Annotated in this window: 10 protein-coding genes; all 10 read right to left on the bottom strand. The window is 46.6% G+C overall.

Translation table 11 applies throughout. The annotated features are described in order from the left end of the window. Positions 1-24: 24 nt before the first annotated feature. The 10 genes from FG28_RS19770 to FG28_RS19820 all read right to left on the bottom strand — a co-directional run bounded on the left by FG28_RS19770 (position 25) and on the right by FG28_RS19820 (position 14342). Entirely contained in the window at positions 25-564 is a 540-nt protein-coding gene (locus tag FG28_RS19770) for an AraC family transcriptional regulator (RefSeq protein ID WP_081894514.1), read from the bottom strand. Between the two features lie 321 nt (positions 565-885). Then, entirely contained in the window at positions 886-1587 is a 702-nt protein-coding gene (locus FG28_RS19780; RefSeq protein ID WP_036385860.1) for a PepSY domain-containing protein, read from the bottom strand. Beyond that, positions 1587-2084, bottom strand: a complete 498-nt coding sequence (locus FG28_RS19785) for a DUF4440 domain-containing protein (RefSeq protein ID WP_036385862.1) — start codon at positions 2082-2084, stop codon at positions 1587-1589. The genes FG28_RS19780 and FG28_RS19785 overlap by 1 nt, the downstream gene beginning before the upstream one ends. Positions 2085-2424: 340 nt before the next feature. Further along, the gene (locus tag FG28_RS19790) at positions 2425-2883 is read right to left on the bottom strand and encodes a heme-binding domain-containing protein (protein ID WP_036385864.1); all 459 of its coding nucleotides are present in this window, start codon (positions 2881-2883) and stop codon (positions 2425-2427) included. After that, positions 2884-3513 (bottom strand): DUF3347 domain-containing protein, encoded by a 630-nt coding sequence (locus FG28_RS19795; protein WP_036386934.1) that lies wholly within the window; start codon positions 3511-3513, stop codon positions 2884-2886. A 131-nt stretch (positions 3514-3644) separates the two neighbouring features. Then, the gene (locus FG28_RS19800; protein WP_036385867.1) at positions 3645-4952 is read right to left on the bottom strand and encodes an APC family permease; all 1308 of its coding nucleotides are present in this window, start codon (positions 4950-4952) and stop codon (positions 3645-3647) included. Beyond that, on the bottom strand, positions 4953-7409 hold the full coding sequence (locus FG28_RS19805) for a multicopper oxidase domain-containing protein (protein WP_036385870.1): 2457 nt from the start codon (positions 7407-7409) through the stop codon (positions 4953-4955). 25 nt (positions 7410-7434) lie between these two features. After that, positions 7435-9276, bottom strand: a complete 1842-nt coding sequence (locus tag FG28_RS19810) for an efflux RND transporter periplasmic adaptor subunit (RefSeq protein WP_036385873.1) — start codon at positions 9274-9276, stop codon at positions 7435-7437. Between the two features lie 4 nt (positions 9277-9280). Beyond that, complete coding sequence (locus tag FG28_RS19815) at positions 9281-10504, bottom strand: TolC family protein (RefSeq protein WP_036385875.1); 1224 nt, start codon at positions 10502-10504, stop codon at positions 9281-9283. A 1-nt stretch (position 10505) separates the two neighbouring features. Continuing rightward, positions 10506-14342, bottom strand: coding sequence for an efflux RND transporter permease subunit (locus FG28_RS19820; RefSeq protein ID WP_036385877.1), 3837 nt, complete (start codon positions 14340-14342; stop codon positions 10506-10508). Between the last annotated feature and the right edge of the window lie 43 nt (positions 14343-14385).

The raw sequence follows: 14385 nt of genomic DNA on the forward strand, positions 1-14385 counted from the left end.
GTATTGCGCCCTTAATGGTAGAGGTTAAATATCATCAAGCGATATTCTATTTTGTATGGCACTTTTCTTAAATTGTGTAGGTGTCATTCCAGTAACTTTTTTAAATTGGTTGCTTAAATAGGCAACGCTGCTATAGTCCAATTGAAACGCTATTTCCTTTAAGCCCAATTCGTCATAAACAAGAAACTCTTTGATCTTTTCAATCTTTTGGTTGATGATATATTGCTCCAAGGTAATGCTTTCCACCGCGGAAAACAGCGAACTAAGATACTTATAGTCAAGATGCAATCCATCGGAAAGGTATTCGGGCCATTTGACCTTTTCCATGGGTCCGGTGTAGTGTATCGCCTCAATCACTAGGTTTTTGATCTGTTCTATCAACTGACCTTTACGATCGTTGATGATCGTAAATCCAATTTTCTCAAGTCGTTCGTTGAGACCTTCCCGTTTTTCAGGCGTGATTTTCCCATTGAGGGTTATTTCACCCAACGACACATTCATATAGGGAATGCCCTCATCGTCCAAAATACCTTTGACGGCCATGATGCATCTCGGACAGACCATGTTTTTGATGTACAACACATCTTTCGATTTACTGGACCCAACTTCCATATCATGCAGTGAATTTCCACAGGGCCTTCAAAAAAATGACGACCACTGCCAATATAATGATCAATATCAAGGCCAATATGCCAAGGATTTTCATTCTTTTTTCCTTTCTTTTCTTGGCCGGATCCCGTTTCTTTTTCGCCAGATCCCTTTTTTTCTTTCGTCTTTGCCTCCTAAGTTCGCTCATTTTTCCCAAAATGGTTCAACTGGCACAATAGTCAACTATTTGCTCCTAACAGGAGTCCTTTGCCAAATAAGTATGTCAATGTGTTTGAACTATCGCCTTTTCCATAATTTTCTGATCGTTGGTGAGCTGACATACCACAACAAGAATCCGCTCAAAACGGTAATCAATCCCATCAGGGAAAAAATCCGTAAAACCATGGTGTTAAAATCGTCCCGTCCCTCATAGTCCATGGTATGGGTCATCCACAAAAAATCGAACCATCTCCAGGACCGATGCCTTACACGTTGAAACGACCCATCGGTCTCTGAGACATACGCTTTAAGGTTTTCATCCGTTTCATAGGTGATCACATAGGCCGGTAATGGACGTCCACGATACTCGTGCTGCCCACCTGTTTGGGTGAGTCTTTCAACACTTTTGACCTTAAGTTCGGGCAACATATACTGTGAAGCAACGGCCAAGGCCTGTTGTTCATCGATACCCTTTTTGATCTCCCCCGTTTGTGCATCCATCAAAACCCCACCATTGATCCAATAATAGGGACTTCCCCCTATATTTCTCATTTCCAAAGATTTGATTTTAACGTTCCCGTGTCCATTGGGAGCAATTAAATTCCCAAATTCTGACTGGTCCGGATGCTCCTTGATGAATTGATCTCCATGGATCTCGTCAATGTCCGTCCAACTAAAATATAGTCCACTGATGGTCCACATTAGGAACTGGATCCCAATAAATAGGCCAAGATATCTATGTATCTTTCTGACCTTCATCGATGTTTTTCTTCCGACCATTAGTTCTTCCCGTTGTTCCGTGAGGAGTTATGCATCTTTACAATTTTCCAATCCCCATCCGTTTTTTTAAGGATGGTGGTGGCAACCCCTTTTCTGCTGATCGTTTTGCCCTCACCTCCATTTTCCGATTTTAGGCCAATGGTATAGACATAGCTTTCCGTAGTAAAGGCAAAGGGTAGCTCCACCTTCACTTCAATGGTATAATCCGAGAACTTAAAACTGTTGAAATGTCCAAGTTCTGGACCTATATGATGGTCGTGATAATGTTGATAGGTGCCTTCCACGCCCCCGGATTCAAAAACTTCGGAATCTTCCGCAAAAAGCTCCAAGGTACCTTCCGTGGTCAAGTTTTGCAGTGCTTCTTTATAGCTTTCCAATATCCTCAGCACAGCGGCCCTGTCCTGGTCTAGGTTTTCCTTGTTAGGGTTTGTTTGGCCAAAGCTTGTCCCTGTGAGAAATACGGCCATTAGAAAAATCTGTAAAGTAATACGTTTCATTGGTTTGTTTTAACATTGTTTAGGTTAGTATATATTGTATGATAAAGGCTCCCAGGACAATCGAAATGACGATCCCATACAGGATATGGGCCAACCATTTTTTTAAAATGGCCTTTTTCGGCTGCACAGGTCCATTGTCACGACAACAATCTTTCATCCTTTTTTTCCATTAGTGCCTGACAAGGGAAGGGAACGATTAACTAACTAACTCACCAACCAATCAACTTTGGGTGTTCCCCTCCCTTTCAGGACTTTATTTCCTCATTCATAGTAACCGGACATGACCAACAACAATAGCAATATCGTTTGTCCCGGTTTTAGGGTAATTTCCATGTCATTTTCAATTATCCAATTCTTCCATTAGATCATTTACCAAGGTCAATATCCGTTCTTTCTCTTCCACCGATAATTTTGCATCCTTATGGATCAGGGTATAGGAAGATAGGGGCATCTTATCGTCTTCGATCTGACTTGCGATGGACTTTAGTTTGCTCCTTTTTCTTCGATCCGAATAGTCGCCCCATTCATTGAAATTGAGTTCTTCCTTTCCCTCTTTTATGTGTTCTTCCAAAAACCAGGCGATGGGTTGGACCTTATTGTACCACGGGTATTGGGTGTTGTTACTGTGGCAATCATAGCAAGATACCCGCAAATCGTGTTCGATATCCTTGGCAACCTGGTTCACCGACATGAAGTCCGTATCGGGAACCACATCGCTCAAGTTGGGATCTGTGGGCACAAACTGGATGCCCACAAATCCCAACAGCACTACCAATACTATGATTTTCAGTACTTTCATTTAATTGATTTCCTTTTGCACCTTACCACAGGTCAACATCTTACTTCCAAAAAATGGATTCTGGATTTCGCTGCTTGCGCTGAGCCACGTTCCTCCTTGGTTGTTGTTGTACATGGGGCAGAATTGTTGGTACAAGGTTTTGGAAGTCCCGGTTATGGCAATAAAATCGACCATATCCTTGCCCAGTCCCTCAAAGTGTTCCCGTTGGTGACCGATATCACTTTTGGCGATATGCTCCCCATGTTCCTTGGCCACTTCAATGATATCGGACAGCTCCTTCTGTTGCTGTTCATCGTATCCGCTGATATCAAAGCTGCCCAAGGCACTGGCCAAGGCTTGGCCCGATTTGGCCGCTTCATCCTTATTGTCCGCCACCAGGGCATCCTTCAGTTGGAGGTAGCTATCGATCACGGATGTGCCCTGTGCATCGGACGAACCCATATCATGGTCCATGGTCCCGTGGTCCATTTCCCCCGCAGAGCTCTCATGGTGATGGCCCTCTTCCGTTCCCATCTCCATATGGGCTCCTTCCTTGTCATTTGTTTCCTTCTTACCGTCCTTACAGGAAATCACGGTAATGGTCAAAAGCGCAATGGCAATTGTACTTAATGTAACTGTTTTTCTTTTCATTGTAATTGATTTTAAGATTAATTCCTCATTTTGATTGCCCAGGGTCGGCATATTTGTATTATCCCCCATTATTGTTGCTATTTTAATTTTTTCATCTAATTTTCCATTTCTCCCACGCAGGCACTCTACCCTTATTCTTCCTCGACCGTACGCTTTTTCCCCAAAAACAATCGTTCCCCGAAAAAAATAAGCACCATCAATACCAGGGCAACAATGACCACCAAAAGATCACTACCGGCCTTTGACCAAATAAAGGCGCCCAACACCAGTACATCCAGCACAAGGGCCGTAATGAGGATAATGGGATTTGCACCGATTTCCTTTCGTAGATTGTTTAGGACCCCCCAATGGATCCCGATATCCATGATCAAATAAAAGATGGCCCCCAATGCAGCGATCCGGCTCAGATCGAACAACATGGTGAGCCCTATGGCAATCACCACGGTATACACCAACATATGTTTCTGTATGTCCCCGGGAATCCCAAAATGTCGATGTGGTATCAATTCCTTTTCAGTGAGCATGGTGGTCATCCGGGAAACGGCAAAAATGCTGGCAACGACCCCGGAAACGGTGGATATGATCGCCAGACCAACGGTGAACCAGACCCCATATTTTCCAAAAGCGGGTCTGGATGCCTCGGCCAGCGAATAGTCCTTGGCCGCAATGATTTCCTGGATGGAAAGATTGGAAGAGACCGCAAATGCCACCATGAGATAGACCAGGGTACATATCACCAAAGAAATGACAATGGCCCGTCCCACGTTACGTTTGGGATCGACGATCTCATCCCCACTATTGGTAATGGTGGTAAAACCCTTATAGGCCAATATCGACAGTGCCAATGCCCCCAAATAATCCACCAGGGAATGCTCGGTCAAGGACTGGGAAGGAACGACCTGATCAAAGGTAAATCCAGCTGCCCAAAGGCCACCAATGGCAAAAACCGCTATCCCGCCGATTTTTAGTATGGCCATGACCAAGGACGATCCCCCGATAGCTTTGTTTCCCATCACATTGACAATAAAGGCTGTGATCAACAACAATACCCCAAGGATCGGGGGCCAGAATCCTTTCGACTCCACATCAAAAAGCTCCAATACGTAGGTCCCGAACGTCCGGGCCACCAAACTCTCATTGATGACCATGGAAAGGGCCATCAGCAGTGCACCGGTAGCGGTCCAGGCCGTTTTACCGTAAACCTTTTTGAGGTACATGCCAATGCCCCCGGCAGAGGGGTAGGTATTGGACATTTTGACATAGGTGTAGGAACTGAAACCTGAGATGACTGCCCCGATTAAAAAAGCAAAGGGAAACCATTGGCCGGAGAGTTCGGCAACCTGACCCAAGAGCGCAAAAATTCCCGCACCGATCATCACACCGGTTCCCAAAGCAATGGTATTGGTCAGACTCAGGCTATTTTTTTTGTATTCTGCCATTTAAAAACGGGCTAGCAGGCCTCCGCCCCAACCATATCGGTTGTTGTAATTGGCCTGGATTGAAAAATTACGTGAAAGGATATAGGAGGCCCCTACCAGCCATTGGGTCTCACTTTCATAGGATGAATTCCCCAAATCGTTGACCCATCCAAAATCGGCCCGAAATTCATATTCCCCCTCGAGGAAAATCCTGGGAAAAAGCAATAGTTCCCTATCCAACCTTATTCTTGGACGCAGCTGGTGGTCCATACTCACATCCATATTAAAGCGGTATGGGGTAAAATACTTGACCCCTATCAGTCCCACTGTATTGAAACGGTCATAGGAATCAGGGATGGAGGTTTCCGTGTTTACCCCTGCATAGACCCGTACCCAGTCATTGAGATACCTGTTATAATTGACTTCCACCTCGGCATTTTGGTCGTAGTCAAATTCTGCCCGTACCCCAAATTCATTCCTGATATTACTTGAAACAAGGAAGAGTTCATTAAAATTGGAACCCAATCTGGCAGCACCCCAAGCATAATAATGGTCAGTTTCATCTACCAACTTTTGAACAGGAAAATCCTTCATCCTCAGATCCCTTGGGGTATCATAACTGAAAACCCTGGCCATGCCCCCCATCATGTGGTAGAGGATATGACAGTGGAAAAACCAATCCCCGTACTCTTCATTATAAAATTCGATGACCACTTTCTGCATGGGCGGCACATTGACCGTATGTTTCAAGGGTGACTTTTCACCATTCTCATTGATGACCCTGAAATAATGCCCATGGAGGTGCATCGGATGGTGCATCATGGTCAGGTTGTTGAGGGTGATCCGGGTTACTTCCCCACCTTTGATCTTGATCTTATCGGTTTCTGAAAGTGGCACACCGTTCATACTCCAGATATACCGTTGCATATTTCCCGTCAGGTTCAACAGAATGTCATTGACGGGCAGATCGGCATTATAGGTAGTACTTTCCTTTGCTTTTAAGAAGTCATAGTTGAAATACGTTTTACGGGTATCGTAATCAAAAGCTGAAGTGTCTTTCTGCATCATTGGCATAGTCTGAACCATAGGGTTTTCCATCTTGTCCTTATGTCCGGTGGATTTCATTGACGTTGAATCCTTTTCCATTCCTGCCATATCCCCCATCTTTTTATCCATCTCCATGTGCCTATGATCTTCATTCGCATTCATAGGCCTTTTATCATCCATCTTCGCAATGGGTTTATCCTTTTGACCGCTCATTTCGGTCTTATCCATCGACATCCCATTGTGCATACCCATATCCATGCTGCCATCCTTCATGTCCATCTGCATCCCATACTTTTGCATCAAATATTCGGGTGTATTTTTCTTCTTGTTGCCGGCCATTGCCGGAGCTCCCATTTTCATGTCCATTTGGGCCATTTGTTTCATCATCGCCACTTTGTCGGGCCTATCGATGGTCGTTGCGGGAAAAAGCGTTCCCTGCCCTAAATGCAACGAGGTATGCCCGGAGCCGTCCTGTGCCGTGGCCGTTACCTCCAAAGTGCCTTCAGGAACGGTCACGATGACATCATAGGTCTCGGCAATGCCAAAAAGAAAACGACTTTTGGAAACAGGCTCCACATCGACACCATCCCCGGAAACCACCATGGGGTTACCGCCACCGAAATCCATCCAATAATAGGTGGAGGCAGAGGCATTGACGAACCGGAGCCGCACTTTTTCCCCTGGTTTGAAATCAGGGTATTCGGCCAATGTTTTCCCATTGGTCAAAAATGCGGGGTAGTAGATATCCGCAATATCCGCTCCTTCCATACGATCTCGCCAAAATTTGAGTTGTGCACCTAGTGCACCTTCCTTGATGACCCTGCTCAAGGGCACCGCGGTCCCTTTTTTGACCTGGTACCACTCGTTTCCCCGTTTAAGGTTTCGGAGCACGTTCATGGCCTTTTCGTTCGTCCAATCGGAGAGCACCACGACCAAATCCTTATCGTAGTCCAACGTCTTTTCCTTGGGATGGATCAGTATCGAGCCATACACCCCCTTTTGCTCTTGCAGCATGGTGTGGGAATGGTACCAATAGGTACCTGATTGGTTGATCGGAATCCGATATTGGAAAGTTGTGCCAGGTTCTATGGGCGGTGTGGTCAAATAGGGAACCCCGTCATAAAAATTGGGCAAGATCAATCCATGCCAGTGTACGGAGGTTTCCACATCCATCTTATTGGTCACGTTGATCAGGGCGAAGTCACCCTCGTTGAATTCCAAGACCGGTCCCGGAATACTCCCATTGATGGTCATTGCATCGGCAGTGACCCCACCGAGGGTCAATTTGTTCTGTTCCAGTACAAGATTGTATTCCCGAACGGGTCTACCTTCCTCTTTTCTGTCCTCACCATTTGTCCCCACTTGCCCAAAAACATGGGTCGTCAAGGCAGTTAGGACAAAAAACAAGATTTTAGATTTCAATATTTTCATCATTCATTCATTTACATTTGTTCAATTACATTTCATCGGTGATTTCACCGCAGGTCAACATAGCCTCTCCGAAATAGGGATTTTTGATCTCTTTGGTCGTACTCAACCAATAGGCACCTTTGTTGTTATCGGCCATCGGGCAAAACTGTTCGTATATCTTTTGATCGACCCCAAAAAGCTTGACACCTTTGGATAGATGGGCGGACAGATGTTTAAAATGATCGCGTTGGGCTTTGATATCCGATATCTTTGAAATGGAATTCGCCGAATTGGAGATTTCCTTCGATATCGTCATCCAATGGCCGTGCGCCTTTTTGTCCGTCAATTGTTTCATATCCACATGTTCCAAGGCCGACAACACTTTTTTTGCAGCGGCATTGGACTTGGCGGCATTATCATTGACAAGCGCATCCTTTAACTCCAAGTAGGCGCTCAACACCTGTTTTAATTGGTTTTTAAAAGTCGCTGTCGCCGTCATTCGCTGGTTCATATCAGAATGGTCTGTTTTGTTTTCCAAGCCGGGATCCCCCATATCCATTTCCGAATGATCGCTACCGCCTGTACCCTTGTCATCCCCCATCTTCATGCCTCCGTGGTTATGTCCCGTCATGGCGGGCCCACCTTCAGGATTCATCATGCTCGGTTTCCCGGCCAATTGGGCCGCCGCGTCGATACTAAAGGTCCCGTTTACCGCGATCTCATCCCCTTCTTGCAGCCCCTCCTTGACAATGAAACCATTTCCCAACGATGGTCCCAAGGTGACATCGCGCAACACAAAATTCACCCCATTGGATGTGGTATTCTTGATGTATACCACAGAACGTTCCCCGGTCCACATCACTGCCGACTTAGGAATGGTTATCGCTTCTGATGCAATGGGCTGTTTTGCTTTTACGGTTCCGGAAGCGAACATTTCCGGCTTTAACCTTAAACCGGTGTTCCCGATCTCGATTCTGGCCTTGGCAACCCTTGTCATGGGATTGATCACCGGGTCGATATAGGAAATCCTGCCTTTGAAGTTTTCGCCCGGGAGCGAGGGTATGGTAAAGACCACTTCATCGCCTTTTCTTACCCAGGGCATGTCGGACTCATAAATATCGAACAGTACCCAAACGCTGTTCAGGTTGGCAATTTGATATAATGCCTTGCCCTTGTTGACATAGTCGCCAAGGTTTACCATTTTTTCGGTAACGTAGCCTGAAACATCGGCATGTATCGGCAATTCCTCCTTAACGGTCCCGGATTGAAGTATCTGTGCGATTTGGTTGTCGGAAAGCTTCCAGTTTTTTAATTTTTCCTTGGCGGCATTAAAAAACTGCGGTTGGGTGTCCGCCACCTTTCTTGCTTCAAAAAGTTCCTCTTGTGCAGTGACCAGATCAGGGGAATAAATATAGGCGATGATCTGCCCCTGCTTGATATACTCCCCTGTAAAATTCACCATTAGCCGTTCCACCCTGCCGGGAATATGGGAAGATTGGGAATAGATCGATCGTTCATCCGCTTCCACCTTGCCATTAAGATCGATCAATTTGACCGGGGCGGTCTTGCCCACGATTTCCGTAGTGACATTGGCAAGCTGCATGGCGGTTTTCGACATGCTAACGGCCATGGGGTCCAGTTCCGAACCGTTGTCATTTTCCAAAGGGATCAAGTCCATCCCACAAATGGGACAATCTCCCGGTTCCGTCTGTCTGATCTGGGGATGCATGGAGCAGGTCCAAATGGTTTCTCCCGATACTTCCGAAGTATGTTGGTGTTCCTCTGTGGCATTGCCCTTGGAGCCCCCGAACAATAGCCATCCCAGCAAAAGTCCAAGAACCAAGGTGGACAAGGCTATTTTTACTATTTTTTGTGTTTCTGATTTCATCTGATTATTTTTTTGCCGTGATATAGTTAAACTTGGCCAACGCTATTTCATATTGCGTCAATGCGCTTATTTTCAATTTAGTATACTTCAACAATTGTTGCTGCATTCGCAACACCTCCTCGAAGTCCTTCCCGGAATTCCCATAGGCTGTGAACAACAGATTGAGTGCTTGTTCCGATTCCATGATCTGTTCATCAAAGAGGGAAATCAGATCGGTCTGCTGCCTTATGTCAAAAACGGCCATTTCATAATTGGTCTTCAATGTATTGGTGACTTCCTTTTTTTGCAGTGCATAACTTTCCTGCATCAATTGGGCCTCCTTTTCGGCTGCCCTGTACTTACCCCTGAATAGGGGCAGGCTCAAGGTAACCATGGGCATCAATACATCCTTGCCGTTATCGGGAACCACCATGTCCGTTCGCTCATCGACCATTACATAGTCCAGTCCGACCCCCACTTTTGGCAGGCCTTGTTTAAGGGCTGCCCTTTCGGATGCCGCTGCAGCCTTGACCTTTAATTCCAGGGAATTCAAGAGCGGATGGTCCACTACCAAGGAATCTTTGACATAATCAATGGGCAGTACATTGACCCCAAAGGTCTCAGGGATGTTTATTTGTTCATCTTCCTTACGGTCCAATAGTTTATTGAAGGACGCCAAAAGGGGGATTTCCTTATGTTTAAGGATACCCAGATTCGTCCGGGCTTCCTTTAAAAGCACGTCCACCCTTAAGACATCGACCAATGATCCCAGGCCATTTTTGAATTTCGTATTGGAAACCGTCCTGTAGGATTCCAGAATGGCGATGTTGTCCTCTTCGATCCGTACCCACTCCTTAAGTTCGTACAATGGAAAATAAGCTGCTGAAACCTCGTAATAAAGTTTGTTCCTGGCATCCAAAAAAGACTGGTACTTGGCCTCTGCCATAAGTGCAGCGGCATCACCTTGGGCCTTTAAGGTTCCAAACCAAGGAAACATCTGGGTCAGTGAAAACCTTGCCTTTTGGGGCCCTACCCGGGTTTCGACCGGGGAGATGAAGTACCCAAAGGACAGGTTTGGATCTGGTAAAGCCTTCACCTGCGGTACTTTTTGTAACGCCGCCTCAAAATCTTTGTACTGTGAAAGCAACCCTGGATTGTTCTCAGCCGCTACCTTAAAGTAATCCTCCAAGGTCTGGCCGTTGGAAAGGATACTTGTCAAGACAAATATGATGGTCAATACATTTTTCATTTTACTGTATTTTTTTCAATGCTTTGTTGCGATTTATAATGACTGTTTCCCTCCAATAGGCTTGGAGTACCGGGACCACGAACATGGTCATGATCTGAATGGCCATTCCCCCAAAAGTCGGGATGGCCATGGGAATCATAATGTCGGCCCCTTTTCCGGTAGAGGTCAGCACGGGCAAAAGGGCGATGATGGCCACGGCGGCCGTCATCATGGCGGGACGGACCCTTTTTTTCCCTGCCTCCAAAACCGCCGCTCTTACATCCGGTACGGTTTGAGGGTTCTTTTCCTCGAAAACCTGGTGGATGTACGTACCCATGATGACACCATCATCGGTGGCAATACCGAAAAGTGCGATAAAACCAACCCAAACCGCAACGCTTAAATTGATCGTGTGCATTTGGAACAGATCCCGCATGTTGACCCCTGAAATGGCAAAATTCATGAACCAATCCTGACCATAGAGCCAGAGCATTATGAAACCTCCCGCAAAAGCAACAAAAACTCCGGAAAAATGGATGGAGGATGCGATGACCGTCTTGAACTGAAAAAACAGGAGCAAGAAAATCACGATCAAACTGATCGGTATGACAATGGACAGTCTTTTCACTGCCCTGATTTGGTTCTCATAACTCCCAGAAAACTTATAGCTTATTCCGGCGGGAACCGTTAATTCCCCTGCATCGATTTTTTTCTGGATGGCTTCCTGGGCATCGTTCACCACATCGACTTCCGCAAAACCGTCCCGTTTATCAAAAAGCACATAGCCCACCAAAAAGGTGTTTTCGCTCTTGATGGCCTGAGGCCCGCGGACATATTCAAAATCCACCACTTGGGATAAGGGAATTTGCGCCCCTACCGGTGTGGGAATCAAAATTTTCTTCAACGATTCCGGGTCGTCCCTCAATTCCCTCGGGTAGCGCACCCGCACGGGAAAACGTTCCCTACCTTCAACGGTGGAGGTGATTTTCATCCCACCGATCGCTGTTTCGATGCTTTGCTGCACATCTTCAATGTTCAAACCATATCGGGATATCCCGTCCCTGTTGATATTGAGGTGCAAATAAGGTTTGCCCACTATTCTATCGGCGAATACGGCTTCTGCCTTGACCGAGGGCACTTCCTTCAAGATACCTTCCAATTGCATCCCAAAATCCTCGATGGTCTTCAGATCGGGACCAAAAACCTTGATCCCCATGGGAGCGCGCATTCCGGTCTGCAACATCACCAACCGGGTTTCTATGGGCTGTAATTTGGGAGCAGAGGTTATGCCCGGGATCTTGGTGACCTTTACGATCTCATCCCAGATATCGTTGGGGGATTTGATATGAGGCCTCCAGTTTCGGAAAAACTCACCGTCCTCATCCACGATCAGGTCCTTCTCGGCAATCCCTAACTGCAAGGCCTCCTCATTGGTCAAAGTGTCTTTATGCTGGGTAATGAACCTGTCCTTTCGATCTACTTTATAACGGACCCTATGTCCGTCTTCATTCACAATGAATTCAGGTTTATAGTTGATGATGTTCTCATACATGGAAATGGGTGCAGGGTCCAGTGCGGATTCAACGCGACCGAGTTTACCGACAACCAAGTCCACTTCGGGTATGCTTCCCAAGAGCATATCCAACTGTCCAACCACCCTTTTGTTGTATTCCACCCCTGAATGCGGCATGGATGTCGGCATCAACAGGAACGAACCTTCATTGAGCGATGGCATGAACTCGGATCCTATTCCCGGGAATCTCTTGGAAGCTGCCTGCCATCCCGAGGTCTGTCTGACACTTTTCCAACCTACCGATTCAAAGCCTTTGGCCACGATTCCAAAGGTGCTATCGAACCCCAGCCAAACCAATACCCCAAAAAACAGGGTCACGAATGGGATGAGCATGAACTTTCCTTTGTTTTCCAGACACCACTTTAGGACCGGGGTATAGAAATGTACGATTCCCATCAAAGCGGCCAGGATAATGCCCACTAGGAACAACACAAAAAAGTAGTTGACCACAATACCGTTTTGGGGTCCCAAGGGCATCCATTCCTCGGTCAGGAAGAAGGAAGCGATAAAAACGGTCAGTCCCAAATTGATATAGTTGGGAAACGATTTATAGTGCTCCGGCCATTTGGGTTCCATCAAATTGTTCAACCCAATGAGTGAAATGACCAATGGCAACCACATCTGGGCATAAAATGCAAAAATAAGCCCGGTGGATATCAATAGAATGGACCAAAACCGTCGCACCCGTTTCTTGTCATAATCCACCCCCATTACAAAATGGGCCAATGCCGGAAGCACAACGATTCCCAGCACAAAGGCGCTCAACAGGGCAAAGGTCTTGGTAAAGGCCAAGGGCCTAAATAGCTTCCCTTCTGCCGATTGCATGGCAAAGACAGGCACAAAGCTCACGACGGTGGTCGCCAATGCGGTCGTAATTGCCGAGGCCACTTCCACGGTGGCCTTATATATTACCTGAATGAGTTCCTTGCCCTTGGCACCATGGTTCTCGGGCATTTCCAAATGACGGATAATGTTCTCGACGAACACGATCCCCACGTCCACCATCACCCCTATGGCAATGGCTATCCCGGAAAGGGCCACCACATTGGCATCTACCCCGGCATATTGCATGACAATAAAGGTCATTAGGACCCCGACAGGCAATAGACTGGATATGATCACAGAGGCCCTCAGGTTGAGGACAAGTACCAGTACAACGATGATGCTGATCAGTATTTCGTGGGACAGGGCATTTTCCAAAGTACCTATGGTCTCGTGGATGAGCTGTGTCCGGTCATAAAACGGGACCACGGTCAATTGGCTTTCCACACCATTGGCCAATGTCTTTTTGGGCAAACCGGGTGCGATTTCCTTGATCTTGTCCTTCACATTATTGATGACCGCCAAAGGATTGGAACCATAACGGGCGACCACGACGCCACCTACCACTTCGGCGCCCCCTTTATCGAGCACGCCCCTTCGTGTGGCCGGTCCCAAGCTGACCACCCCAATATCCTTGACCCGAACCGGGACATTGTCAAAGACGGCAACCACGGCCTTTTCTATGTCTTCCGTATTTTTGACATATCCCAAGCCCCTGACCAAATATTCTGCTTGATTGACTTCAATGGTCTTGGCGCCCACATCCCTGTTCGACTTCCGTACGGCCTCCATGACCTTGTATAAAGGAATATTATAGGCTTTCAGGGCATCTGGATTTACATCCACTTGATATTCTTGGACGAAACCACCGATCGAAGCCACTTCGGACACCCCGTCCACGGCATTCAACCCGTATTTCACATAAAAATCCTGGGCAGTCCGTATTTCGTGCAGATCCCATCCTCCCGTAGGGTTGCCATCCTTGTCCCTTCCTTCCAGGGTATACCAATATACCTGTCCCAATGCCGTGGCGTCAGGACCCAAAGTCGGGGTTACCCCATCGGGCAACAGCCCTGCGGGAAGTGAATTCAATTTTTCAAGGATCCGGGAGCGCGACCAATAAAATTCCACATCATCATTAAAAATGATATAGATACTGGAAAATCCAAAGATGGATGAACTACGGATCGTTTTCACCCCTGGAATTCCAAGTAAATAGGTCGTCATTGGATAAGAAATCTGATCCTCGATATCTTGTGGCGATCGCCCGGGCCATTGCGTGAAAACAATTTGCTGGTTTTCCCCAATATCGGGAATGGCATCCACGGGCACCGGGTCTTTTGGGAGAAAGCCCGTATTCCAATTGAAGGGGGAAGTGACAATCCCCCAGGTAACCAACGTTATTAAAACGAGAACGGTCACCAGTTTGTTCTCTAAAAAGTATTTTATGATTTTATTAAGCATATCATGAGTTTATTGTGTTGGAAATAGTGAAAATGTTCCAAAG

The organism is Muricauda sp. MAR_2010_75, assembly GCF_000745185.1.
Classification (GTDB): Bacteria; Bacteroidota; Bacteroidia; order Flavobacteriales; family Flavobacteriaceae; genus Flagellimonas.

Coding starts and splice junctions, on each gene's coding strand:
- FG28_RS19770 (WP_081894514.1), bottom strand. CDS start 564: ATGGTCTGTCCGAGATGCATCATGGCCGTCAAAGGTATTTTGGACGAT.
- FG28_RS19780 (WP_036385860.1), bottom strand. CDS start 1,587: ATGGTCGGAAGAAAAACATCGATGAAGGTCAGAAAGATACATAGATAT.
- FG28_RS19785 (WP_036385862.1), bottom strand. CDS start 2,084: ATGAAACGTATTACTTTACAGATTTTTCTAATGGCCGTATTTCTCACA.
- FG28_RS19790 (WP_036385864.1), bottom strand. CDS start 2,883: ATGAAAGTACTGAAAATCATAGTATTGGTAGTGCTGTTGGGATTTGTG.
- FG28_RS19795 (WP_036386934.1), bottom strand. CDS start 3,513: ATGAAAAGAAAAACAGTTACATTAAGTACAATTGCCATTGCGCTTTTG.
- FG28_RS19800 (WP_036385867.1), bottom strand. CDS start 4,952: ATGGCAGAATACAAAAAAAATAGCCTGAGTCTGACCAATACCATTGCT.
- FG28_RS19805 (WP_036385870.1), bottom strand. CDS start 7,409: ATGAAAATATTGAAATCTAAAATCTTGTTTTTTGTCCTAACTGCCTTG.
- FG28_RS19810 (WP_036385873.1), bottom strand. CDS start 9,276: ATGAAATCAGAAACACAAAAAATAGTAAAAATAGCCTTGTCCACCTTG.
- FG28_RS19815 (WP_036385875.1), bottom strand. CDS start 10,504: ATGAAAAATGTATTGACCATCATATTTGTCTTGACAAGTATCCTTTCC.
- FG28_RS19820 (WP_036385877.1), bottom strand. CDS start 14,342: ATGCTTAATAAAATCATAAAATACTTTTTAGAGAACAAACTGGTGACC.